This window comes from Paenibacillus sp. PAMC21692, assembly GCF_014303795.1.
GTDB classification, from domain to species: domain Bacteria; phylum Bacillota; class Bacilli; order Paenibacillales; family Paenibacillaceae; genus Pristimantibacillus; species Pristimantibacillus agaridevorans.
On sequence record NZ_CP060293.1, the window covers coordinates 7,495,967 to 7,521,030 of the forward strand.

Below are 25,064 nucleotides of genomic sequence, written 5' to 3' on the forward strand. Positions count from 1 at the left end.
TTCATGCGGCTGGCCGCCTCGAATTAGGAGGAAAAAACATGATCAAAGAAAGACTGGTGGATGCGCTAGCCCCTCTTCTCCCCCTTGCCAAGGAAGAAATTACGCCCCTGCTGGAATTCCCGCCGAACGATGAGCTTGGCGACCTGGCTTTGCCATGTTTCGTGCTGGCCAAGAAGCTGAAGCAAAGCCCGGGGCAGATCGCCGCGGCTCTTGCGGACACTATCGTCCATCCTCTCTTTCGCGCCGAAGCGGCAGGACCGTATTTGAACTTCAAGCTGGATCGATCCGCATTCGGCGCAGAGCTTCTCGAGCGTTCGCAATCGGAAACATTCTGGCGGCCAAACATCGGGGAAGGAAAACGCGTCGTCATCGACATGTCGTCTCCGAACATTGCCAAGCCGTTCGGCATCGGGCATCTGCGTTCCACCATGATCGGCAACGCGATCTATCGCATGTTGGACGAGGTGGGCTACGACACCGTAAATGTCAATCATCTCGGCGACTGGGGCACGCAATTCGGCAAAATGATCGTCGCCTACCTCAAATGGGGCGACGCTTCCGCGATTCGGGCCAGCGACAACCCCACGAAGGACTATCTGTCGTTGTATGTGAAATTCCACGAGGAAGCGGAGCGTCATCCCGAGCTGGAGGACGAAGCCCGGGAGTGGTTCCGCAGGCTGGAGACCGGGGACGAGTTGGCGGCGGGGTTGTGGCGGGATATGATCGGCGAAAGTCTGAAGCAGTTCACTAAGCTGTATGAGCGGCTCGGGGTTACATTCGATCATGTGCTTGGCGAAAGCTTCTACAATGACAAGATGGAGTCGGTCATCGAAAAGCTTCGTTACCAAAGCTTACTGGAGGAAAGCGATGGCGCCCTTGTCGTCCGGCTGGACGAATTCGGGATGCCGCCTTGCTTGCTCGTCAAGTCCGACGGTACCTCGATCTATGCCACGCGCGACCTGGCGACCGCCATCTATCGCCGCGACGTCATGAAGGCTTCGCAGCTGCTTTATGTGGTGGGCGGCGAACAATCGCTGCATTTCGAGCAGGTATTCAAGGTGCTCGGCAAGATGGATAACGTATGGGAAGGCCGTTGCAAGCATATTCCATTCGGGCTGATGAGGATGGAAGGGCAGAAAATGTCCACTCGCAAAGGGAAGGTATTATTTCTGGAGGATGTGCTTAACGAGGCGGTGGCACAAGCGAGACGCATCATTGAGGAGAAGAATCCCGCTCTCCGCGACAAAGAAGCCGCAGCCGAGGCGATCGGAATCGGCGCGGTCGTGTTCGGCGATTTGAAAAACACGCGCACGCTCGACGTCGACTTCTCGCTGGCGGACGTGTTGAACTTCGAGGGAGAGACCGGACCTTATCTGCAATACACGTATGCCCGGATGGCAAGCATTCAGCGGAAGGCGGCGGCGGGGATGGCCGAGTTGCAGAACGATGGAAACAAGTCTGAATCAGACGATCAGCCCGCAGCAAACACGACGCCTTTATCTCCTGACAGTCTGTACGTCAACGGCCCGCTGACTGGAAGCCGCTCGCACTTAGCTGAACATGATCACGTGTGGCCGCTGCTCAAGCAGATCTCGTTTTATCCAGCCCGTCTGGCTCAAGCTGCCGAACGACACGAGCCGTCCGTGCTCGCTCGTTATCTTTTGGAGCTGGCGCAATCGTTCAACCGGTTCTACCACCACGTCAAAGTGCTGGACGGCAGCGTTTCGGAGCAGTCATTTAAGCTCGGCCTCGTCCTGGCGGCTTCCAAGGCGCTCGGCAAAGGATTGACGCTTTTAGGCGTTAGGACGCTCGAGGAGCTCTAAGTGACGAGACCAACTGCGGCTGCTGCAAACGCCCCGTGACGTCTGAGCGCTAACGAAGAGGGTCTGCCCCACCAGTCATTACTAGATGACTGGTGAGGCAGACCCTTCGTACATGGCATGACGCGGGGCCTTCGGCTGATCGTGTATGATTTTTTATACACGTTGCCGCTGGCACAAGCCCTTACGGCTGATTGTGTATGATTTTTCATACACGTTGCCTCTGGCGGTGGGCCCTTCGGCTGATCGTGTATGATTTTTCATACACGTTGCCGCTGGCGCAGGGCCTTCAGGCTGATTGTGTATGATTTTTCATACACGTTGCCGCTGGCACAAGCCCTTACGGCTGATTGTGTATGATTTTTCATACACGTTGCCGCTGGCGCAGGACCCTCCGGCTGATCGTGTATGATTTTTCATACACGTTGCCGCTGGCACAAGCCCTTACGGCTGATTGTGTATGATTTTTCATACACGTTGCCGCTGGCGCAGGACCCTCCGGCTGATCGTGTATGATTTTTCATACACATCGACATCGCCACTGGCGTAGTGCCTTAAGGCCGGTTCCCCTGCGCGCTGCGGCGGCTAACGCCCAGCCGCATCCTCGGCTCTCTTTGGCCCGCGCGTAAACAACGCGTAACACACGACGGCCGCCGCGATCAACGCCATCATGACGATTGCCAGCGGCAGAGCCGTCCCTTCGCCGCCAAGACCTACGAGCGGCGCTGCGATTCCGCCGAAGACGAAGGACAGCATGCCGAGCAGCGCCGAGGCGCTTCCCGCCGAACGTCCTTGATCTTGCAGCGCCAACGATGTCGTCGTCGCGCTGGTAATGCCGATGCTGGACACGACGAAGAAAAAGCCGGCAATGACCATCGGCAAGCCGAGACCAAGCAAAACGGCGGCCATCAGAATAATCGCGCCGAGGCTTGCCATCGACAGACCTGCCGCAAGCAGCCTGCGTGCAGGCACTTTGCCTGCCAACCTACCCGCGATTTGGCTCGCCAGGATGATGCCTGCGCCATTAAGCCCGAACACAAGACTATATCCGCGCGGCGTCACGCCGTACAGCTCTTGCAGAACAAAGGACGATCCTGAAATATAAGCGAACATGGCAGCCATCATAAGGCCCTGCGTGAACGCGTAGCCCATAAAAACGGAATTGCCCAGCAGCTTGCGGAACGTCGCCAACGTATTGCGCAAACCTCCGCGAGATCGGCGATCGACAGGTAGGGTCTCCCGAAGCCCTACGTAAACGGCTGCCAGCATGAGCAAGCCCGACGCGCTCAGAACAGCGAATACACCCCTCCAGGACGTAAACGTGACGATCTCCGCTCCGATCATTGGAGCTAAAATCGGGGCAGCCCCGTTAATAAGCATCAGCAGCGCAAAAAACTTCGTCAGCTCCGCGCCGGCATACAAGTCTCTTGCGCTAGCTCGGGAAATTACGATACCCGCTGCACCCGCGAAACCCTGTACGAAACGAAGCAAAATAAAAGTCCATATGCTCGGAGAAAACACGCATAGCAATGAAATGACGGCATATACGGCCATGCCGATTAACAAAGGCATCCTGCGCCCTCTTACGTCGCTGATCGGTCCAACGATCAACTGCCCGAGCGCGATGCCGACCAGGCATGCGGTCAAGCTGAGCTGCGCAAGCGACGTCGAAGCGTTAAAATCATCCGCAAGCGCCGGGAGCGCCGGCAAATACATATCGATGCTAAGCGGGCCTATACCCGCAAGCAGGCCGAGTATGACGGCTATGAAAAGACGTCTGGATTTAACCCCGCGCTCGGCAATGGTGTTGGTGGAAGACATGATGGTGCATACTCCTCTCTTGCTGCAGTAAATCTCAGCTTTCATTGTAGTCCCGGCAGGCCGCATTTGGCAATCGCATACCAAAAAGAAGCATTCGGGGCTGATTTCTGTTAAAATGGAAGCGGCGATACTCATAGCGGAGGTTACAGCATTGGACTATATTGTATTGGATATCGAATTTAACGGCCGCAAGTTTGCAAGCGATCTGCCCATGGAGGTCATCGAGATCGGCGCCGTTCGGCTTAACGAGCGTCTCGAGCTTGTAGACGAATTTACGGCTTTTATAAAACCGGTTTATTTTGCAAAATTGAATAGCTTTATTCAGAAAAAAACGGGCATCCCGCAGCAATCCATCGATACGGCGGAACGGTTCCCGCGCGTCATCGGAGCTTTCCTGCAATGGCTTTCGCGCAGCGAGTCTCCGCTCCTTGTCACTTGGGGCGGCGAAGACTTGAAGCGAATCGTGCTGGATACCCGCATGCACAAGCTCGACGACGCCTATTGGTTAAGCGTAAATTACTTTGACCTGCTCAAAGGCTTTCTGCGTTATCGCGGACTCACGAACGACGTAAGCGTTGAGGCAGCGCTGCAGGAACTGGGATTAAGCTCAGAGGGCTCCGCCCACCGGGCGCTGGACGACGCGCGGATGACGGCGGATATTTTCCGCACGGCATTTCCTCACCTCGACTTCAGCTTCACGCAGAAATACAAGGATATGCACTCCAATGCCAAGGAACGACGGCTGGTCAAAAATGCGATTCGGCTGCTCCGCTCCCAGAAGAAGGAGCCGACTTGGGAAGCGCTCGTGGAGCATGTGTTCAAAGACAAGGTGAAGCTGGATAATCCCAAGAAGGTAGCGGAATTGCAAGCTTACTTCGAGGTCGAGGCCGCGAAGAAACCCAAGCCGCCTGCACCGAAGCCGCGCAAAGAAGCTGCCTCCGACAGCGAAACTGCTCCTATGCAAAATGTCAGCGGTGAAGCTGCTCCTGCACAAAATGCCGGCAGCGTAACTGCGCCAACGCAAAATGCCGGCAGCGAGTCCCCAGCCGACATTGGAGGCCCCGATGCAATCAGCGGCGAAACAGCTTCGAACGCCATTGCGGACAATACCGGCGAGCAAGTCTAGCTCCCCCTGCTTACGTACAAAGGAAACAGGCCGGCCTGCTTTTTCCGTTCCATAGCAATTAAAAAAATGCAGCTGTTCTGCGAGAAGTTGGTTATTCTCGCGACGAATAGCTGCTTTTTTGCATCCGAACTTCAATACCAATTTTTTTTAGCGCAACCTTTCCTTTCTAGCCACGTCTATTTGTAGAGCAATTATTCCTCATCAATGGTAGGAGTGGAAAATGATGATAACACACAAATTAGCCAAAACTCTGCTAGCCGTTTCGCTTTCTTTTGGAGCCGTGCTGGCCGCAGCTCCCGCACCTGCCGCTTATGCGGCGGAAGCCGCCGCGGTTAAGATCGATACCGCCGCCCAAGCCATCGATCGGGCCAATGCGCTTCATCTTATTCCCGCAGCTGCGAAAGCAGACGCCAAGCTTGTTGACGGAATTTGGGAAATCACGTTCAGGGGAGAAAAATCGTTCCCTAGAACGACTAACCCGTACTTGGCTGGCTTCATTAAATTGCAAGCAAAAGACGGCAAGGTTACGGAGTATGCGGCAAGCTTGCAATCGGATTACGTCGTGGAGTATCCCAGCGATCCTAACGATGAAAGCACCTTTAAGTTTACTGTCGAAGAAGTACGGGATATCGCCTCCAAATTCGTAGAGCAACAAAACTGGACGCTGGATGTCCAATGGATGGACGATCCATATCCCATCTCCGATTATATAGCAGGCAGAGAATTCCATACGGCCAGAATGCATATCATTCGCTACGACCGGTCCCACAACGGAATTCGCGACGGATCAAACGGAGGTTATGTGACTGTTGACCGAGTAACGGGCGACGTCCGAGCATATTCGGTTTATTGGAAAGAGCAAACCTATAGTCCGAATTCCGCCCAAAATGCCGCCGGCCTAATTTCTTTGAATGAAGCAGCCAATCGCTTCTATTCCGCTGTTGATCCGTTTTTGAAATGGCAGGCTATTTACGATCCCGAGCAGCCAAGGCTTATCCATGCGCTGCATCCTCAATATTTGATGACCTACGACGGCAAGTTCCCGAAGGAATATCAATGGGAGAATCCGACGATTCCGGAAAAAATCAAACCCGCCTATTCCAGCGTTTTGGCCAAAAAACGATTGTTGTCGATGTATGATTTGAATCTGGAATACGTGGGAGGCAAGCTGGCCTACAAGCTGCGCTTGAAGCCGGAGATCAACTTCTTCCAGGAAGGTCTGCAACCATCCATCGACGCGAATACGGGCGCATGGCTGGATTTCTTAAATCATCCCCTTGAGAAGCCTCTGCCCGACGCAGGAGAATGGCTCGAGCAGGCTGCTCCATTTGTCAAGGTAGGATATGCTGCCGCGTTCCTCTGGGATAACGAGCTGCTGCGACTAGAGAACGAACCTTTTATTCAGAATGCCTATACGCTTGTCCCATTCCGGGAGCTGTTGACAAAGCTGGGAGCCAAGATCGGCTGGGATCCCGTGGCGCGCAAAGTAACCGCAAGCAAAGACGGCACGACCCTCGTGCTGACCGTAGATTCCGATACAGCCATAATTAATGGCGAAACGAAGAGGCTGGAAGCGCCCGCGCGGATCAAAAACGGCAGGACCTACGTCCCTGCAAGACTTGTACTGGAGACATTTGGGGCGGATGTCGGCTGGAACGACGCATCCAGGCTTGTCATCGTAAAGACTGCCGACAACGTGCCAAATCCATCTGCAGATGAGCTCAAGAAGCATCGGTTCCAGGCACAGCTCAATTGGGAGAATAAAGCGCTCAAGTAAGCGGACTTAAGCTAGCGGACTGTAGACACTCCGAATCGGGGATAACACATGAGAAGAAGAACGGGGACGCTCTTGGGAGCGTTGATTGTCCTATTGACGGTCTGGGCCGGGGCTGCTACATATATGTGGCTAAAGGCCGATAGGCATCAGCATGCGGAGTGGAACAACATCCTCCATCGCCGACAATACACGGGACGGAATGAGCTCCGGAGCCGACAAAGGGAAACAGGAGTTTATTTGCAAAAACATTCAAATTCGCGAAAACTCCGAGCGTTATGTTTATGCGTTGGAACAGTGCGCCGGCGAAGGCGACGAAATCCTGCCCGTTTTCACCTACAGGAAGGATAGCATCGCCGAAAACACGAAAAAGCATCGCTAGATTCGTTAACGCTCGGCTATTCTGCTTAATCGCAATGCTCTGCTGAAAATCCATCATTGCCAACCTGTTAACGGAAATGTGGGTCCTTATATGGATCGTTTGGCTTGATATTAAAATCTAACGGAACTCTGCGACGTTATTCGTGAGAAATCCAGGCAAACTGCGGATTTTTGCCCATCATAAGGGCTGTCAGTTCCATTAGATTTGCAAAGTGCTGCTTTTTGCTTAAATAACGCCTTTCATTTCCGTTACAGTTGCCCCCGTTCATTTCTAAGCAAACACTTGCCCGCAATTTCATTTTTGCAAAATTCATAGACAGCCTCTGCCTGTCCGTTAGATTGGGGAGAAGTCAAAAAACGTTCAAATAGCGTTGCTGGTGTCCTTTAAATTTTTCATGCCCCACGTTTAGTCGGATTTTTTTGAGAAAAAGGACCTCATCTCCCACGTTTACAGTGGAATTTGGGGTCCTTTCACGTATAAATTGGAACGTTCCCCTATTATTCGAACACTTTTGGGACAGCCCCGTCTTTCTTTTTGCCTTTACACGCGCCGCCGTATCCTCGTCTCTCGAACAACAAGATCAAGGCAGCGCCACGCGCCTCTCGAGAATCGGTGCCTTCGATCTGGTTTAGCTTGCTTAATAAGTGATTATCATGACAGCGCATTCATCAGCAATAACCATTTTTGCCCAATCGTCCATTAACCAAAAATTGCACTGGCAAACATCCCCGTCCATAAGCTATATTCAACTATGGAATTCATTACACGACCGAAAGAGAGACAAAACTCATGAATCGCGGCACGAAAGGCATTCCCGCCTATGAACTGCTCTATGTAGTAGGCATTATCGCCATCTCCTTCTCTTCCATCTTCGTCAAATGGTCGGAGGCCGACGTCGCCGTCATAGCGATGTACCGGCTGTATCTCACCAATCTGCTCTTGCTGCCGTTTGCCTGGAAATACCGTCGCGAGCTGTTCGCGCTTACGAGGAAGCAATGGCTGATGCTGGGTGCATCCGGTCTGATGCTGGGGCTCCACTTTCTGCTCTGGATGGCATCCCTGCGCCTGACGACCGTCGCAAGCTCCACCGTCATTCTTACGCTGGAGCCCGTCCTTGTTATGCTGGGCTCTTACTGGATCTATAAAACAAAAGCCAATTCCGCCATGCTGGCCGGCATGGGCATCGCCATCATCGGCTCCGTTATGATCGGGGCCGGCGATTTCAGTCTGTCCGGCGACGCGCTGGCGGGCGATATTCTCTCCTTTCTGGGGACTGTCGCCGTGGCTGCGCATATGCTGATCGGCAAAGGTCTCCGCGACAACGTAGGAGCGTTCCCTTACAACTTCTGGGTGTTTCTGTTCGCCGCTACCGCGCTGGCCGTCTACAACGTCGCTGTCGGCAATCCGTTTACGGGCTACTCCGGACAAGAATGGGGACTGTTTCTGCTGCTCGCCATCGTGCCAACCCTGTTCGGACATTATTTGTTCAACTGGCTGCTCAAATATATGAACGCGACCGCCGTGTCCATGTCCGTGCTCGGTGAGCCCGTCATTTCGTCGCTTCTCGCTTGGGTGCTGCTAAAAGAAGCGTTGACCGGCTATCAGTTGGTTGCCGGCGCTTTCATCCTGTCAGGCGTATGGTTGTTCATCCGCCGTGGTCAGGACCGCGCCGAGCTCGCCTCCAAAACGACCGCTCGGAGCTCAAGCATTTAACGACCGCTCTTTGTTTTTGATTCCCGTCGATTCGACCGTAACATGCAGCAATTCCCCTTCCGCCAAAAGCCGCACGCCTTCCGAATTGGATGGCTTGCGGCTTTTGCTGTCCATTGGATGAATGCTTCATTTCGTAGTTTTATTACTGCAGTAGAGATAAGTCTATATAAATGCTGTCTCTATACTTCTCGAGGAGCTTCCGTTGGAAGTCGCCGAATTCTCGGTAATCTTTGATTGTGCCCTCGTCAATCAGGATAACGGCCAACTCGCCAAGCAGCACCGACCGCTCGTAGTTCGCCCTGGTCTCTTCGCTGGACCAGAACTCTTCCTCCGTCAGCCCAGTCTTCCCTATTCGCTGTTTCATCAGCTCAATGACTGGCCCATGGTCGGGATCCGCTTCCGCCAGCGCCGATCTTTCGGCATCGATTACTTCGTCGATCTCTTCCCTCGCGGCAGTTAAACCTTTGTCCCGGGCATAGGCAACGGCAAGCTCGGTCGCCGTTAACTCGTCCAATATCTCCTTTTCGCTCGGCACCTTCGTATCCGAAACCGCGGCAACCAGCTCCACGTTTTCCTTAAAGGAGCGGAATCGTTCTACCGTAATGGCAACGCCTCGCCCCTCCACGAGAAGCCGCTGCTTGTTATCGCCGGACCTCGAATCAATGATCAGCATCGCCGACAGCAGCAAAACGGCAGCCAGGCAAACAAGGATGACTATGCGCTTCTTCTTCAGTTGCAAGCACCTCCACGATCTTCCTATCGCTATCGAAGTGCTCCTCTTATACGCAGTTTTCCGGCTGGAAGCTTCAAAAAAAGCTGCCGCACAAGCTTTTGCTTCAATTCCAGCCATCCGCAATAACGCGCTAACGGACATCACGGACGTTATTGTGCCGATTGTTGCGTGCTTAAAAACGTAACGGACACAGATGCCCCTATTTGCGCATCTCAAGGCAGGTATAGCCGCGATCGCGCGAAATAGTGTCGCCTATGTCCGTTACTATCGTACAAGGCGAAAAAACGGTTAAATAGCGTCTCTTATGTCCCTTAGCCGAGTCAGCTACCGGAGTTTCACACGCCTGCCGGTCCACCGTTCGGCATTGTTCATGTGAAACTATCCTTCTTACAACAACCACAACAGCAAAAGACTGGCCGCCGCCAGTACGAGATGAATCCAGCCGAAAGCCTTCGCGGTCCTGTAATCCTTGCTCCCCCTGTCCGCCATCGCGACATCGATCGTGAGCAGGAACAGGCCGCAGGCTGCGCAAAGCAGACAGAGGTAACCCGAAACGCCGATCGTCAGCACGCCTACTTCCATATCGGATCCCCTTTCTTACATCGCGTTCATACCAACCCTTCTGATCTTCACGTTCACGTCGATATCGAATTCAAGCCGCTTGTACATCTCCTGCCACTTCTCCTTCGATCCGATGTTCCTATTCCAATAACCCGGCTTCTTCGCCCGAACCTGCTCGCCGAAGCCGAAGATGTCGGAGCCCTTGAGTTGGGTCTGCTGGATGACATTCTGGTAGAACACGGCGGAGGCCTCGCTCTGCACTTGCTCGATTCGCCGTATCGTTTCGGGATCGTCGATGGATAACTCGCCGTCGATTTTCTCCTCCAGATTGGCCTCAAGCTCCACCAAAATGCGGAAACGGGGCAGGCCGTCCTTGATGTCCAGTTTGATTCTGGAATAACGGTGCGTGACGTTCGTGGTAACCGTCTTGTGGGAATTGCCCTTCTCCAGCTGGACGATTGCCCGATAGCCCGCCGGGTTGACTCCTCTTATGCCTAGAAACCCCGAAATCTCCGCCGGCTTGGTCGTTCCGACCAAATAATTGCCGCGGAAATACGCGAGCCCTTGCACGCCCACGTTTTCGTTCTCCTTTATATCTATATAAGGCAGAAATCCTTCCTGACCCAGCTTCGACGAATTGCTCCAGAACTGTCCAATGTAATTCTTCGGAAACTTTCCCATGCGGATCGAATTCTCCAGAGTCGACATCAAATATAACGTAGGCACGCGCTCCAGCTTGGGAGAAGCTTCGATAAGTTTCTCCGCGCGGCCCTTGGCCACCATCATCCAAGCCATTCGACGAACCTCCGGGTTGCGCCGGAAGAAGTCGTTAATATTCTCGATTCCCTTTTTGGCAACGGCTTCGGATAATACAATGACTCTCAGATGGCCGAAAAAAATACGAGCCGAAATTTGCTGCTGCAGGTTCATGAACGCATCGTCGACGGTATGGCCTACGACGCTGATGACCCAGACGGTATCTTTCGTTTCCCCATTGCCTCCCCCAGCTTCGCCGGGACCGAGCGGGATGCGGCCGGGCAGAGCGATTTGAACACCGATGCGGACCATCCCTTTGCTTGGAGGAGGAAGGGAGCCCTTTACATGCGATACCTCTTGTTCCTCTTCTTCGCCCTCTTGGTCACTGACTTCATCGATGGAAACGCCCAGCACGACCGCTCTGTCATCGATCTCAAGCCTGTCCCAGCAGCCGGCGAGCAATGGCATAAACAGAAGCAGGACCAATACGGTCGCTATCAGCCTCGTCTTCGCCACGCCACTCATGCCTGCGCCCCTTTCTTCCTTCGCGCCAACGCCAAAAGAAGCAGAATAAAGGGGTAGACGATCGTCACCAACAAGCCGTAACGTCCCACGTCTTCAATAATGCGATACATATACTTGACGTTCTGCGGAAGCATCGCCATGAAATAGATGAAGGGCAGCATGACAAAGGACAAGGTGCGGTGCTCCTTCATTCCAAAAAGTTGTTTCATGGCATAGATCGTCAGGAAATAACTGGACAGCAGCGTCGTAAAAACGGCAGTTACCCACACCGCCAGGAAGGCTGCGTCCAATCGCTCCAGCACGTTGGCGGGCAGCGAAGTCGCTTTCGCGAGCTCAAGAGTGGGCCATAACAGCATCTTGATTTCTTCCGAGCCGAACACGCTGACAGCCGCCGTGACAATGATCAGATATAAGCCTCCTGCTATAACGATTCCAAAAAAGCTTGCTTTCATCGCCTTTTCTGGTTTGCGCATGGACGGAATGATCATGGTAATGATAAAGGAGCCTTGGAACAATCCGCCAACCGTCAGCATACCCAATACTACCTTGCCGGAATGGGTCGAGATGATGGGCTCCAGATTAAGCAACTCGGCATTTTTGAGCGATAGGAACGCGATCAGCAGGCACGGGACAAGAAGGAAGGGGAAATAGAAGTTATGCATATACGCGAACTGCACGATCGACTTGCGCACGGCCGCAGCCGCCAGCAGCAGCATGCAGATAACCGTCACTTCTACGGGAGTCGTCTTGAGAACCGTCGTGACGACCACTTCGCCGAATTCCCGTGCGGTCAGCGATGTCAAGATCGCGAAAAACAGAATGATCACGAAACTTCCGATCGCCGCTCCCCATTTGCCCAGCACGCTGCTGCTATATTGGATGATCGTCTGATCGGGAAAACGAATGCCCAGCCAAGTGATGACCGAAAGTCCCGCCAAAGCAACGAGCATGCCGAGCAGCGTGACGAGCGGCGCGGCAGAATCGGCCGCATTCGCCGCGAAAAGCGGCAGGGGCAAAACGCCGACGCCGATTATGGTGCTGACAAGAATGGCCGTAGCCTGGAATACCGTAATGGAACGGTTCGAATCAGGGGATTGGGAATCGTTCATGGAACAGATATCTCCTTTCCGCTTTCGTTGTTGGGTTAGTTCTCAGCTTGATTGGTCCCCGTCTGGGCGCTCTCCGTCCTGATGTTTCTGCGGAGGCCGAAGCTTGACATCATCCTGCGGAGCCAGGAAGGACGGCCTTCTATTCATCCAATTTAGCGGACTGCGAATGAGCACGTCTTTCATCCCTTGAAAGTTGCCTGGAACAATCGGGCTAAGATAAGGGACGCCGAACGATTTTAACGAAAGCATGTGGTTGGCGATGAGGATCAAACCGATCATGACGCCGTAGAGTCCGAACGTGCCCGCCATGAAAATGAGAGGAAACCGAAGCAATCGAAGCGCCAGCGCTGCGTTGTAAGCCGGGGTGGCGAAAGAACCAATCGTCGTAAGCGCGATGATGACGACGGTGATGGGGCTCGCGAAACCGGCAGCTACGGCCGCTTGTCCGATAACGAGCACGCCCACGATGGAGAGCGCGCCGCCTACCTGCTGCGGAAGCCGTATCGTCGCTTCGCGCAACACTTCCATGGACACCTCCATGATAAGCACCTCCACGACCGCCGGGAATGGAACGCCAGCCCTGCCGCCAGCCACCGCAACCGCAAATTCCGTAGGAATCAACTCGGGGTTAAACGAAATGACGGCTACGTACAACGCGGGAAACACGAGGGAGAAGATTAACGCTACAAGCCGAGCCAATCGGATGGCGCTCATTAGCAGAAACCGCTCTGTGTAATCCTCTACCGTCTGATAGAATTGAGCGAAGATTGTCGGCACGACAAGTGCCAGCGGGGATCCATCCACGAGGATGGCGATCCGGCCTTCCAGCAAATTCGCTACGATTTTGTCCGGCCTCTCCGTGTACTGCACCTGCGGAAACGGGGACCACTTGTTATCCTCGATGAACTGCTCCAAATATCCGGAATCCAATATGCCGTCGATGTCGATGTTCGAAAGCCGGCGTTTCAGCTCCTTTAGAAGGTTGGGATCCGTAATATCACGCAAGTAGCAGAGGGCAACCTTGGACTTGGTTCGCCGGCCGATCTCCATGGATTCCACCCGCAATTGCGTGGATTGCAGCCGATAACGAATCAATCCCAGATTAGTGCCGAGCGTTTCAATAAAGCCTTCGCGCGGACCTCGTATAACCTGCTCGGTTGCCGGCTGCTCGATGCCTCTTTTCTCGATGCCCCGGGTAGATATAAGAAGAGCCGCCTTCACGCCTTCGATCGCGATGACGGTATCACCCGCAAGCACCGCGCTCAATAACCTGTCCATCATTTTCTCGGTTTCGACGCCGCAATGGTACAACGTCTCATTGACGAGAAACTCCGCCAGCTCCTCCCTAACAAGCAATTCGGGATTTAAGTGACCGGGCACATTCATAAGGGGCCTCATGATCTCTTCGTTCAGCATCGTCTGCTGCACCATATGGGAGAAGCAGTATATGACCGCGGGATAATGTCCAAAGATGCGGAAGCGGCGAACGGAGAAGTCGGCGCTTTCGCCGACTGTCTCCTGCATGATGGTGTCGAGCTGGACGAGATCGCCGTTTAGCTCCATCCCCTCGTATTCCTCCAGCGTATGGTTGACGCTGATCGACTCGGACTGTTGCCTATTCGATTGTCCCTTCCTATTTAGCGAATTCATCAAATCACCACCGACGGCAAATAGATGCCCAAGATTAAGTTATCTCGAGTAGTCTCTGCCATCCGGGGAAATTCTATCCATGGACCTGGAAATGGGCAAGAGGCCCTTGCAGTCATTCGCCGCATGGACCTCTCTAGTCGTATAGAAATAATCATAGAATACGTTTGCCCATAAATGCCGCTGCCAGCGCTACTGCCAGTCCGGACGTTCGGCTTTCTTTATCTTTCAGCGGATTCACTCCTACGATATCCATAGAAGCGATGGCGCGACTGGCCGCTAGTCCCTCCATCCCGAGCCGCGCTTCCCGGAATGTAAGTCCGCCATGCACGGGCGTCCCTACGCCTGGGGCCTCTCCAGGATCCAACGCATCCATGTCGAGACTTAGATGAATGCCGTCCGAATCGTTGCCTGCCAGCAGAAGCGCGCGCTCGATAACTTCCTGGATACCGAGCCGATCGATGTCCATTATCGTAAAACAATGAATACCGTGCGTGCGAATCAAGGTTTTCTCCCCATCGTCAAGTTGCCGGATGCCTACGAGAACGATATTCCGATTGCGCAGAAGCCGTCTCGTCTGTCCGATATCCGTCTGTTTGAATGCAGCGAGCCCCGAAGCGATCGCCAGCACCATCCCGTTTGCGTAGCCGGAAGGAGAGGTGTGCTCCGTGTTCAAGTCCCCATGCGCGTCCACCCAGATCACCCCCAGCTTGTCGTATACGCGAGACATGCCGGCAAGCGTACCTATCGCTACGCTATGGTCACCGCCAAGCACAAGCGGGAAGCTTCCGTACAGGGCGGCCCGCGCCACGCGATCCGCCGTTCGTTCGCACATCGCCCTCACTTGCGGCTCATATTTGATGATCCCGTCCTGTCGGTTTCGCGGAGACAGGTTAAGACTGCTGTTCGCATAAACGGACTCCGAGTTCGTATGCGCACTGGCGGCGTCCCGATACGGTTGTTCCATCCGTACCTCGTCACAACTCACCCCATGCGGCGCCAGATGCTTCAATTCATCCAGCAAACCTGCCGCCAGTATGCTCGCCGGCCCCTGTTCCGCACCGGCAATGGCGCCTCCCAAGCCAAACGGCACCCGGATTACCGATATTTTATCCCGCGAAATGTTCATGCCGCTCATCCTCCCAAGATGACTTTACAGGCAGCTACGGAGTGGCAGATTCCAAAACTCGCTTGATGCGGATAACGTCCCAGTCGATAGATAACATGAACCGATTGCCCTCTAGATCGGTGACCCGGATCCCTTCCCACTTGCAATAACAATGGGCATCGGCTTGTAATTGCAGGCTCTATATTACTCGGCCAGCGTCATGGCGTCCCATGATGAAGGCTTCGGCGTTGGCATGTTCTGCGAAAGTCCCCCTCGTCGCCTAATGTGTTATTATCCTATTCACGGGACAACGCCTGCGAACCATAAATCATTATTTTTTTTGGCTGACGGGCAGCTTCACGACGAACGTCGTACCGATCCCAAGCTTGCTCTTAACTTCAATTGAGCCCCCATGAACGGCGACAAATTCTTTGGCAATGGCAAGTCCCAGTCCCATCCCCCCGCTATTACGATCGCGAGCATCGTCGCTGCGATAGAATCGGTCAAAAATATAAGGCAGATGCTCCGGCGCTATGCCCGGGCCTGTATCCGCAATGGCTGCAACGACCACCGGCGCTTCGCTGCCAGCAGGTTCAAGCTCAGCGCTGATCTCGACAGTGATCGTTCCTTCGTCAGGCGTATAACGCATCGCGTTCCCGATCAAATTTAGGAATACTTGCGTCATGCGATCCCAATCCAGCCATAGCTGAGGGTTGCCGCTTCGATCCTCCAGGACGAGCGTCATCCCGCGCTCCTCTGCTTCCTCGCCGTATCGGTTCAAGATCCGTCCCAGCAGTTCTTCCAGCGACCCCGGTTTACGATCCAACACAAGCTTGTGCGCTTCCGCCATCGACAATTGATGTAGTTCGTTAACCAGCTTGCCGAGCCGGATCAACTCATCCTGCAGCGATAACAGCTCATGGGGCTCGGCGGCTCTCCCCTGCTGCTGAAGCAAGTCCAGCTGGCCTTGCAAGATGGTCAGCGGCGTCCGCAGCTCATGCGCAACGTCCGCCACCAGACTCCTTCTGGCCATCTCCGTTCGCTCCAGTTGAGTCGACATCGCATTAAACGACTCGGCAACTTTACCGTATTCATCCTTGCCGAGCACGGGCACCTGCGCGCCGAGTTCTCCGCCGCCCAACCGATCGATGGCGGGCACGAGCGCCTGAAGGGGAGCTGTCATCCGTTTGGCAAGCCAATAGGCCACGATGAGCGATACAAGCAGCAGAATAACCGAGAACGCCAGCAGGATCACCGTTACAGAGCTTCCGATCCCGTATTGGAGCTTGGTCAGATTAGCCGCCTCGGGATGGTAATAATACAGAATGCCGACTTCGACTCCATTCGCTACGAGATCATGCTTCTCCCCGAATGTTCGAATCTCGGCTTCATTGCGGGTACCGGCAAGAAGCAGCAATTCCCGATTTTTCGATATCAGGAGAAAGCTGGTCTCGAGCGGCCATGCGTCTTCGGATGTGATCAGGTTCGTTGCATCAATGCCGCTCCATGTGTTGTCGTGAGCGTTATAGTAGTCCAATAGCCGGTCCGCCAGATGGGCGATCTCTTCGTCGCGATTCGCGATATCCATATATTTTAACGCCCCGTTTACGACGAAAACGGCAATCAGGATATGAATGAGACTCAGACTGCCGACGAGCGCCGCCATCGCGAGGAACAGCTTGCGCCGAACGGTCATGAGGATGCACCGCCGCCGAATCGGTAGCCGAAGCCGTATACCGTTTGAATATAAACCGGGCTTGACGGATCGGCTTCGATTTTTTTGCGGATGCGGCTAATGTGCGCGTCGACCGTTCTCTCGTCGTTGAGCAGATCCTCGGCCAGCGCAGCCTGAAGCAGCTGCAGCCGGCTGTACACGATGCCCGGCTTCGCCGCCAGCGTCAGAAGCAGCTTCAGCTCCGTAGGCGTCAACGTTATTTCCTCGCCCTGCTTCCAGACTCTGCATTGCGATTCCGAGATCGTGAGTTCGCTCCGCTGCAGAATCCTCTCCTTGTCGCCTCCCGCTCCTCCCTCCATCCGCCGAAGAACCGCTCGGATTCGCGCATGCAGCTCTCTTAGGGAGAAAGGTTTTGTCAGGTAATCGTCGGCGCCCATCTCGAGCCCTACGATTTTGTCCGTCTCGTCCGTCCGGGCCGTTACCATGATGATGCCCATCGCAGTCTCGCGACGCAGCTCCCGACAGACGTCGATGCCGCTCATTTCCGGCAGCATCCAGTCCAGAATGGCAAGCTCTGGCTTATGTTCCTTCGCCAGACGAAGCGCATCAAGGCCAGTCTTCGCCGTTACGACGACATAACCTTCACCCTTCAGGTAAGGCTCCACGAAGTCCAGTACCTTCTGTTCGTCATCTACAAGCAGCAGCGTATGCGCCATGCAAGATCCTCCCTTTGTTGAAAATATAGAAACGAGTCGACATCCTTTTTCGATTTTTCCCGGAATGTAACGCGCTTCGCCACGAAAAGGCGACAGTCGTTTCACCTTGTGCTTCTAGGTTGTATGTTAGAGCTCCGGAATCGCCTTGTCAAAAAAAGAATAACCTTTCTCCGCAATTTCACGGAATGCGAAAAACTTCGTCACAAGTTCACAACATTTCATTGCTACAATCGGTACATCCACTTAGGAAATGAGGCGAAATCATAGATGAAACGACTACGATCCCCGCTGGTTCCGATGCTCTGCATCGCCGCCCTCTTGGCGCTGCTCCCCCTCGTAACGGCGGCCTGCGGCATGTGTAAGCTGAAATATCCGGAGGAGATCAATATGGCCGATATGAGCGGTCATGCCGACCATGCCGGGCATATGAACTCCGGGAGTGGCACGGCAGGCGATGGGGGCTCCTCCTGCGCAGACATGACGGAGGCGTCGTCCTCCGCGCCAACTTCGTCCTTTGAGATGACGGCCTATAAGACGAAGGTCGATATCGGCGGCCGAACCGTCTCCGCCTGGACCTTCGACGGGACGACGCCCGGTCCCGAGCTTCGAGTTCAACAAGGGGACCGCGTCATTGTCAAGCTTAACAACAAGGATATCGACAGCGGCGTCACCATTCATTGGCATGGCATCGTCCTTCCTTGCTCGCAGGACGGCGTCGCCGGCGTGACGCAAGATGCGATCGGCCCCGGCGAATCCTTTACGTACGAATTCATAGCGAGGCATGCCGGGACGTACTGGTACCACTCGCACCAGCAGAGCTCCGAGCAGGCTCAGAAAGGCCTGATAGGCAGACTGATCGTGGAGCCCCGCGAGAATTCTCTTCGGTACGATAGGGACTACGCGGTCACGTTGCAAAAGCTTGCCGACAAGCATTGGCTGACCAACGGCAAGCGCGAAGGCGACACGCTTGCCGCGAAGCCCGGGGAGCGTATTCGGCTCCGCCTGATCAACAGCGCAAGCGAGGTGCAATGGATGGGCGTTGCTGGAGCGGATTTTCAAGTCGTATCGATGGACGGACAGGATCTAAACGGTCCGGACGTCATCCGGGACCAATGGATTCCGATCGGAGGCGGGCAACGTTATGACGTGCTGCTGACCATGCCTCAGAGCGGCCAAGTCCAGGTGTACAGCCGGAATAAAGAAGCGTTGAGCGTTACGCTTGGGGAAGGGGCGCTACCCGCCCGGCTCGACAAAAAAGGCGCCGAATTCGATCTCGCCTCCTACGGCGCGCCGCTTGATGACGGCATTACGGCCGACATGACGTTCGACCGCGAATACGAGCTCGTACTCGGTCTTCTGGACATCAACGGCAAGCGATTCCATGAGATCCCTCCCCTTATGGTCAAGGAAGGCGAATGGATCAAAATCACGCTTAAGCACGAGTTCGGCGCAGAGCATCCCATGCATATGCACGGCCATTTGTTCAAGGTGCTGACGAAGAACGGCAAACCGTTGACGGGAAGCCCTGTATACGCCGACAGCGTTCTACTCTTTCAGGGCGACGAATACGAAATCGCATTCCAAGCCAACAACCCCGGACTATGGATGGAGCATTGCCACAATCTCGGCCACGCGGCGAACGGCATGTCGATGATGATTAATTACGAAGGCGTCACGACGCCGTATCGCGTTGGTACGAAGTCGGGCAATTTGCCGGATTAGTGTTAGGCCGAGCTGAAGTATGTACATTTTGCGGAGAGAAACGGGACGCGTATCGTGGGCATTTTTTTGGAGATATGCCGCCCGTACCGTAGGCATTTTGCAGAGATATGCCCCGCGTATCATGGGGTATTGTGCTGAGATATCCCGCGCGTATCATGGGTATTTTTGCTAAGATATGCCGCGCGTATCGTCGGCATTATGCAACGCCTGCATTTTGGGATATAAGGAACGGGTAAATGGGAGTAAACATTACTTTATAATGGGGGAAACGAAAATGTTGAGAAAAACGTTGTTTGCAATCGCAGGATTAATCGTAGGTTTTATAGGCGGCATTATCGTCAGCGAGGTTATCGCCATCACCGCCTACTTGACGTTAGGACAATCTGCTTGGCTGAAGGGATTAAAGTATCTCCCATGGATCCTCTCGATCCTTTGCGCCGTCGCAGCCTTTATTTGGGTCCCCGCCAAGAAGCAGCCGCGCAGGGCGACTTAGCCCGGGCGCGGGGCACGGCGCTGCTATAGCCCGATTTTTTCGGGCTATTGCGCTCGGCGGGGCCGGCAGCGCTGCTATAGCCCGATTTTTTCGGGCTATTGCGCTCGGCGGGACCGGCGGCGCTGCTATAGCCCGATTTTTTCGGGCTATTGCGCTCGGCGGAGCCGGCGGCGCTCCTATAGCCCGATTTTTTCGGGCTATTGCGCTCGGCGAGGCCGGCGGCGCTCCTATAGCCCGATTTTTTCGGGCTATTGCGCTCGGCGGGGCCGGCGGCGCTGCAATAGACCGATTTTTTCGGGCTATTGCGCTCGATGGGGCCGGCGGCGCTGCTATAGCCCGATTTTTTCGGGCTATTGCGCTCGGCGGAGCCGGCGGCGCTGCTATAGCCCGATTTTTTCGGGCTATTGCGCTCGGCGGGGCCGGCGGCGCTGCTATAGCCCGATTTTTTCGGGCTATTGCGCTCGGCGGCCCTTCGTACTTTGCTGCCGCAGTTTCAAGTAACTTGGTTACTCGTGATTACAGCTAGGCTGATGCATGAAACTTTCGTATGATGGGTGCCGCAGTTTCAAGTAACTTGATTACTTTGCTAAAAGGGGGATTGTGCTTAGTTCATTTCTTTAGCATATAACACAGTTCATAGCCGGTTGTAAATATTTCTCCCCCGCCTATTCCCAAGCTCATCTGTTAGTACATACGCGTGAACACGCTGTTTGCCGGTCCGCAGCGGTTTGATTCGATGTTTGGCTTGAAGATTCTTCAGTACTTTCCGACTCACGTCCTCGCCTCGTTTTAAACAATCTTGCACATCCTTCAGATAGATTGGCTTGTTGATATAAGCAGCGTAAGCAATTACCTTCTGTTCATAAAGAGATAACTCTTCTCCCTCTACTGCTCCTAGCGCTCCCAATAACTCGAACAAACTCGTTCTGCATTTATCCGGTCTCTTGCTCAGCTCGTCCCAAGTAAACGGGTAGTACAGATAACCTTTGTTTGTCAATGTACGTACTCGATGCCTTTCGAAATCGAATCTGTCGCGGGTAATGTTCTCCGCATGCGCGACAAAGCCCTCGCTCTCAAACGCAATGCCTAGCGGCTCATAGAATGCGTCAATGTAAATCGAAACTCCCGTAAAGGTAACAATCTCGAATTGCATCGTAAAACCTTTAAACGTTCGAAACGCCGGCCACAACACCTCTTGGAACATTTTCTTTTCCGCCAACAAATCCTTCTGGAGCATCTCCAGCCTTTTGCCGGTTGCTTCACAAAGTTGTTCTCTCGCAAATTGATCAAATAACGCGCCGAATGACATTCGCTTCAACTCCCTCAGACAAATAAAAAGGCGCCGCTATCTCAAAAAGAGACAACGGCGCGTGCTTCGCGCTAAGATGATTGATTGTTCCATTATACATGTTCTTATTTTACTATGGAAGAAAAATCGTAAGTCTTCTTCTTAACGAAAAAACTCCGCCCCTAAAGGATTGGAGTGCGTGCAAACCTATAATAGTCGCAAGCTTCAAGATCAATCACCCCATTGGCAGCCAACCCGATATCAGCGCCCCGCCATCCGGACCGTTGCCCGCCTCAAGCTCCCCGCCGTGTTTCCTTATAATCCGCCGCGAGATGGTCAGACCGAGCCCGGTGCCGCCTGTGGAACGATTTCTCGAAGCCTCCCCGCGATATAACGGCTCGAATACCCGCTGCACCTCCTCTGGCGCGAAACCCGGGCCCGTGTCTCCGATTGCGAAGTGGACAAGGCCGCCGTCCCGGTAACATTGAACAGTGATGACGCCCCCGCCTCTTTCGGGCGTATGCCGGACGGCATTCTCCAGCAGATTGACGAAAGTGCGTTCCAATAAGTGGTCTTCGCCGGATATAAAGCAATGACTCTCCAATCCCTCTGCGGCAAATAAAATCCCCCTTTGCTCCGCCTGCGGCTTCAAGCTGTCCATCGATCTCCGGAGCACGGCAGCCAGATCAACGGACGACGCATTCGGCTCCGGCTCCACGTAATCCAGCTTCGCGAAGTCGAACAGCTCCTCCACCAGCCGATCCAGTTGCGCGGACTTCTCCTTGCATACGGACAGGTAACGGGCCATCTTCTCGGGCGATCGGGCAATCCCTTGCTCCAGGCCTTCCAAATAACCTCGGAGCGCGAATAACGGCGTTCGAAGGTCATGCGCCAGCGCCGCGATGACGAAGCGGCGTTCCTCCTCAAGCTCCTTTTGCTTCAGACGGGATTGATTGAGCGCCTTCAACATGACGTCGAAAGCGTCCCGAACTTCGGCGATCTCGGTCAAGCGAACCGCCGGCAGCGTAATCTCCCGTTCTCCGGCAGCGACCTGCCGGGCCGCCGCGCCGAGTCCTTCCAGAGGCTTAAGCAGATACCTCCTCATTCTCATCGCCACGACGAACAACGCTAGCAACAGTCCCGCAATAAGCGCATGAACGGGCAATACGCTCGTTTTGTCTACGCCTCCCGTCGCAATCCGAATTGTTCCATACTCCAGATAATACGCCCCCAAGTAGAAGATCCAGGGAAGCAGCAAAAAAAAGAACAGGCATAACAACAAAAATTTGCGAATGCGAAGTGTCTTCATCTCAGCCTCCTTCGAATCGGTAGCCTACGCCCCAAACATTGACCAAGTGCCGCGGCTTGTCCGGGTCGGGCTCGATTTTGTCCCGCAGCCGGCCGATATGGACTCTTACCGTATGCTTGTCCCCGACGCCTTCCCAGAACTTCTGCAGCAATTGCTCATAGGAGAAAACTTGGCGGGGATGCTCCGCGAACAACGTCAACAGCTCATATTCCTTCGGCGTGAGCATAACGTTTCCTCCGTCGATGACGACCTCCCTGGCTGTCAAATTCAGTTGAATGCGTCCGTAGTCCAAGATGTTCTCCGCGCTTAGCCGCTTGCTGCCCATACGGCGCAATACCGCTTTCACGCGGGCCACGATCTCTCCCGGCGAAGCGGACTTGACGATGTAATCGTCTCCTCCGAGCGTCAGCCCTCTGATTTTGTCCACGTCGTCGCCGCGCGCGCTTAAAAAGAGGATCGGCACGTCGCTGTCCCTCCGAATCCGTCTGCACAAATCGAAGCCGTTCTCTCCCGGCATCATAATATCGAGCACGAGACAGTCTATGGCCTGCTGTTGGAATATCCTCCACGCCTCGGCCGCATCGCAAGCGGTCATCACTTCAAACTTTTCGTTCTCTAGGAAATCCTTTATCAATTCGACGATGCTTGAATCGTCGTCTACGACTAGCACCGTTGGCAATACGCTCATATCGATCCCACCTTCCTCTCCTACTTTACCACGATTCCCGCGATAACCAAGTTGACTTGCCGCTTTGTGACGGATTGTTCCTGTTCTGTGACCCCTTGCATGCTTGGTTCGAGATCATTTCTTGTTATGATTTTCTTCGAGAGGTTGTTCAAAAAGTCCGCTTTTGATTACGAAGTATGGTCGCGTTGCCTACTCAACATCGATATTGAATTCAGGCGAAACTTCCTTCAATCTTCTCGGTGCTGAAAACCGAACTTTTTGAACATGCACTTTGAGCAAAGCAAGTCGCAATAGGATCGCATTTTTCGAAACGGCTTCAGCCGCTTCAATATCAAAGGGGGATTTCAATTCATGTTATCGGTTCAAATCGTGTTATTTGACGGCTTCGACTTGTTGGATGCCATTGCGCCATACGAAGTGTTCTGCGCTGCCGCCATGTATACGGATGACGCGATTGTCGTAGAACTCGTCACTGCAGAAGGCGGCAGATCCGTCGCAAGCGGCGTAGGAGGGCTCGAGATCGAAGCGACCGGCAGATTGGCTCCGGAGAAAGCCGGCATCATTGTCGTCCCCGGCGCTTCCGGGGACGTCGCGGGCGATGGTCCGGACTCCGTCCCGACCATCCTGGCTCGCGCCATGGGCACGGAATTGACGGGGCTCGTCGAACGGGCGCTTGAAAGACCCGATGTCGTCGTCGCTACGGTATGCGGAGGTTCCCTTCTGCTGGCTATGGGAGGACTTCTGGAGGGCAGGCCTGCAGTGACGCATCATTTGGGCATGGACGCGCTGGGTGCGACCGGTGCCGCTCCCGTGCAAGCCCGCGTCGTGGATGACGGTAATCTGGTTTCCGGCGGAGGCGTTACGTCGGGTCTGGATGTCGCGCTGCATCTGGTGGAGCGCGAGCTGGGACCGCGTATCGCGCATGCGGTAGAGCGGTTGTTCGAATACGAGCGCAGAGGTACGGTATGGCGGGCAGCTGGGCCGGAGCCTGACGCCGCCAAGCTGCCAAGTTCTGTTCGCCCCGGCGAACCCTCGCCGCTCGCTGCGCCTAACTCGGACGAACACGCACCGTTCGCTGCGCTCAACTCGGGCGGACACGCTGTTGTTCCGGCGAGCCGGAGTTCCTCCTCCGACCTGGCCGGCAACTGGGAGACAATCATCGCCACGCCCGTCGGGAAGATGCCTGTCCTGCTTTCGATTATCATTCGGGACGGAGTTCTCCAGGGGACAGCCACGCAAGGCGACGAGACCGTGGAGTTGATCGATCCTGACTGGCAGAATAATAGGCTGACCTGGTCTCTTCGCGTGACGAAACCGATGCGCTTGAATCTGAAATTCGAGGTTGCGGTAAACGGAGACGTGATGACCGGAATCGCCAAAGCAGGCATTCTGCCGGCATCCAAAGTGACGGGAAAAAGGGTAACGCCTGGTGAAATCGCGGGAAAATCTGAGGAAAACCATCAATGAGAAAAGGAATATTTTCTTACAAAATGTTGGCTGCAATCGCCATCCTGTTCATTTTATACGCGCTGATTCGGAACTACATCATCGATCCCGGAGCGGAAAGCTTCCTAAGCCATAAGACCGGCTTGAAACGCGAACTGAATATGCCGATGTGGCTGAATGTCATGTATATCCACGTCGCGTTTGCGTGCCTGGCCATGGCGTCCGGGCTGCTTAACTTCTCGTCCCGGCTGCTCGAGAACAACCGGAAAATTCACCGTGTCAATGGCTATACGTATATCGTATCCGTTCTCTTCGTCGTCCTTACGTCCGGGTACATGGCACCTTATGCCACCGGGGGCAAGATCAGCAGCATGGGATTTAACTTCATGAACTTAATATGGTTGTTCGTCACGGTTACGGCCCTTGTCCTAATCAAGAAAAAAAGAATCATTCGCCATCGGAACTGGATGGTCCGCAGCTATGCCTTCTGCTTCGCGAATATGGCGATCCATCTGGTCTCGACGTTGTTCCATCAGGGCTTCGGCTTTAGCTACGCAGACAGCTACGCCATCGGCGTATACGGCGCGCTTGCGCTGCTGCTGATCATCCCGGAGGCGCTGATCCGAACGACTCTGAAGTCAGGCACATAAGC

The 25,064-nt window shown here is 54.3% G+C and carries 23 protein-coding genes; 8 read left to right on the plus strand and 15 right to left on the minus strand.

All coding sequences use genetic code 11. From position 1 onward, the window contains the following. Window positions 1–38 precede the first annotated feature (38 nt). On the plus strand, window positions 39–1,823 hold the full coding sequence (gene argS, locus H7F31_RS29960) for an arginine--tRNA ligase (protein ID WP_187101797.1): 1,785 nt from the start codon (window positions 39–41) through the stop codon (window positions 1,821–1,823). A 582-nt stretch (window positions 1,824–2,405) separates the two neighbouring features. On the opposite strand, the gene H7F31_RS29965 is transcribed toward argS, so the two are convergent. After that, window positions 2,406–3,641, minus strand: a complete 1,236-nt coding sequence (locus tag H7F31_RS29965; RefSeq protein ID WP_187101798.1) for a multidrug effflux MFS transporter — start codon at window positions 3,639–3,641, stop codon at window positions 2,406–2,408. Window positions 3,642–3,792: 151 nt separating this feature from the next. On the opposite strand from H7F31_RS29965, the gene H7F31_RS29970 reads away from it, so the two are divergent. Then, entirely contained in the window at window positions 3,793–4,767 is a 975-nt protein-coding gene (locus H7F31_RS29970) for a 3'-5' exonuclease (protein WP_187101799.1), read from the plus strand. A gap of 223 nt (window positions 4,768–4,990) precedes the next feature. Next, complete coding sequence (locus H7F31_RS29975; RefSeq protein ID WP_187101800.1) at window positions 4,991–6,544, plus strand: copper amine oxidase N-terminal domain-containing protein; 1,554 nt, start codon at window positions 4,991–4,993, stop codon at window positions 6,542–6,544. Between the two features lie 115 nt (window positions 6,545–6,659). On the opposite strand, the gene H7F31_RS29980 is transcribed toward H7F31_RS29975, so the two are convergent. Next, the gene (locus tag H7F31_RS29980; RefSeq protein ID WP_187101801.1) at window positions 6,660–6,980 is read right to left on the minus strand and encodes a hypothetical protein; all 321 of its coding nucleotides are present in this window, start codon (window positions 6,978–6,980) and stop codon (window positions 6,660–6,662) included. A gap of 79 nt (window positions 6,981–7,059) precedes the next feature. Continuing rightward, the gene (locus H7F31_RS29985; protein ID WP_187101802.1) at window positions 7,060–7,236 is read right to left on the minus strand and encodes a hypothetical protein; all 177 of its coding nucleotides are present in this window, start codon (window positions 7,234–7,236) and stop codon (window positions 7,060–7,062) included. Window positions 7,237–7,712: 476 nt separating this feature from the next. Here H7F31_RS29985 and H7F31_RS29990 point away from each other — a divergent pair, with 476 nt between their 5' ends. After that, complete coding sequence (locus H7F31_RS29990; RefSeq protein ID WP_187101803.1) at window positions 7,713–8,636, plus strand: DMT family transporter; 924 nt, start codon at window positions 7,713–7,715, stop codon at window positions 8,634–8,636. Here H7F31_RS29990 and H7F31_RS34385 read toward each other — a convergent pair. The 9 genes from H7F31_RS34385 to H7F31_RS30030 form a co-directional block, all read right to left on the minus strand. Continuing rightward, on the minus strand, window positions 8,625–8,750 hold the full coding sequence (locus H7F31_RS34385) for a hypothetical protein (RefSeq protein ID WP_261800184.1): 126 nt from the start codon (window positions 8,748–8,750) through the stop codon (window positions 8,625–8,627). The genes H7F31_RS29990 and H7F31_RS34385 overlap by 12 nt on opposite strands. A gap of 28 nt (window positions 8,751–8,778) precedes the next feature. Next, the gene (locus tag H7F31_RS29995; protein ID WP_187101804.1) at window positions 8,779–9,375 is read right to left on the minus strand and encodes a hypothetical protein; all 597 of its coding nucleotides are present in this window, start codon (window positions 9,373–9,375) and stop codon (window positions 8,779–8,781) included. 381 nt (window positions 9,376–9,756) lie between these two features. Next, complete coding sequence (locus H7F31_RS30000; protein WP_187101805.1) at window positions 9,757–9,951, minus strand: CLC_0170 family protein; 195 nt, start codon at window positions 9,949–9,951, stop codon at window positions 9,757–9,759. A 15-nt stretch (window positions 9,952–9,966) separates the two neighbouring features. Further along, entirely contained in the window at window positions 9,967–11,211 is a 1,245-nt protein-coding gene (locus H7F31_RS30005; RefSeq protein WP_187101806.1) for a Ger(x)C family spore germination protein, read from the minus strand. Further along, window positions 11,208–12,320, minus strand: a complete 1,113-nt coding sequence (locus tag H7F31_RS30010; protein ID WP_187101807.1) for a GerAB/ArcD/ProY family transporter — start codon at window positions 12,318–12,320, stop codon at window positions 11,208–11,210. Before H7F31_RS30010 ends, H7F31_RS30005 begins: the two co-directional genes overlap by 4 nt. A 42-nt stretch (window positions 12,321–12,362) precedes the next feature. Continuing rightward, window positions 12,363–13,970 carry a spore germination protein gene (locus H7F31_RS30015; RefSeq protein ID WP_187101808.1) on the minus strand — a complete coding sequence of 536 codons (1,608 nt, stop codon included), beginning with the start codon at window positions 13,968–13,970 and terminating at the stop codon, window positions 12,363–12,365. Window positions 13,971–14,121: 151 nt separating this feature from the next. Beyond that, entirely contained in the window at window positions 14,122–15,096 is a 975-nt protein-coding gene (rocF, locus tag H7F31_RS30020) for an arginase (RefSeq protein ID WP_187101809.1), read from the minus strand. 310 nt (window positions 15,097–15,406) lie between these two features. Next, on the minus strand, window positions 15,407–16,771 hold the full coding sequence (locus H7F31_RS30025) for a sensor histidine kinase (protein WP_187101810.1): 1,365 nt from the start codon (window positions 16,769–16,771) through the stop codon (window positions 15,407–15,409). Continuing rightward, window positions 16,768–17,466 carry a response regulator transcription factor gene (locus H7F31_RS30030; protein WP_187101811.1) on the minus strand — a complete coding sequence of 233 codons (699 nt, stop codon included), beginning with the start codon at window positions 17,464–17,466 and terminating at the stop codon, window positions 16,768–16,770. Before H7F31_RS30030 ends, H7F31_RS30025 begins: the two co-directional genes overlap by 4 nt. Window positions 17,467–17,733: 267 nt before the next feature. On the opposite strand from H7F31_RS30030, the gene H7F31_RS30035 reads away from it, so the two are divergent. Together H7F31_RS30035 and H7F31_RS30040 are read left to right on the plus strand one after the other, a co-directional pair. Beyond that, window positions 17,734–19,188 (plus strand): multicopper oxidase family protein, encoded by a 1,455-nt coding sequence (locus H7F31_RS30035; RefSeq protein ID WP_187101812.1) that lies wholly within the window; start codon window positions 17,734–17,736, stop codon window positions 19,186–19,188. A gap of 274 nt (window positions 19,189–19,462) precedes the next feature. Beyond that, window positions 19,463–19,681: a DUF5957 family protein gene (locus tag H7F31_RS30040; protein WP_187101813.1), complete on the plus strand. Its 219-nt coding sequence runs from the start codon at window positions 19,463–19,465 to the stop codon at window positions 19,679–19,681. Between the two features lie 634 nt (window positions 19,682–20,315). Here H7F31_RS30040 and H7F31_RS30045 read toward each other — a convergent pair. The 3 genes from H7F31_RS30045 to H7F31_RS30055 form a co-directional block, all read right to left on the minus strand. Then, window positions 20,316–20,990, minus strand: coding sequence for a hypothetical protein (locus H7F31_RS30045; RefSeq protein WP_187101814.1), 675 nt, complete (start codon window positions 20,988–20,990; stop codon window positions 20,316–20,318). A 214-nt stretch (window positions 20,991–21,204) separates the two neighbouring features. Then, a complete protein-coding gene (locus H7F31_RS30050; RefSeq protein ID WP_187101815.1) occupies window positions 21,205–22,278 on the minus strand; it encodes a sensor histidine kinase in 1,074 nt (357 codons plus the stop codon). A 1-nt stretch (window position 22,279) separates the two neighbouring features. Further along, window positions 22,280–22,966: a response regulator transcription factor gene (locus H7F31_RS30055; RefSeq protein ID WP_187101816.1), complete on the minus strand. Its 687-nt coding sequence runs from the start codon at window positions 22,964–22,966 to the stop codon at window positions 22,280–22,282. A 351-nt stretch (window positions 22,967–23,317) separates the two neighbouring features. Between H7F31_RS30055 and H7F31_RS30060 the strand changes: the two genes are divergently transcribed. Together H7F31_RS30060 and H7F31_RS30065 are read left to right on the plus strand one after the other, a co-directional pair. Continuing rightward, window positions 23,318–24,433 (plus strand): DJ-1/PfpI family protein, encoded by a 1,116-nt coding sequence (locus H7F31_RS30060; protein WP_187101817.1) that lies wholly within the window; start codon window positions 23,318–23,320, stop codon window positions 24,431–24,433. Continuing rightward, window positions 24,430–25,062: a DUF2306 domain-containing protein gene (locus H7F31_RS30065; protein WP_187101818.1), complete on the plus strand. Its 633-nt coding sequence runs from the start codon at window positions 24,430–24,432 to the stop codon at window positions 25,060–25,062. Before H7F31_RS30060 ends, H7F31_RS30065 begins: the two co-directional genes overlap by 4 nt. Window positions 25,063–25,064: the final 2 nt, after the last annotated feature.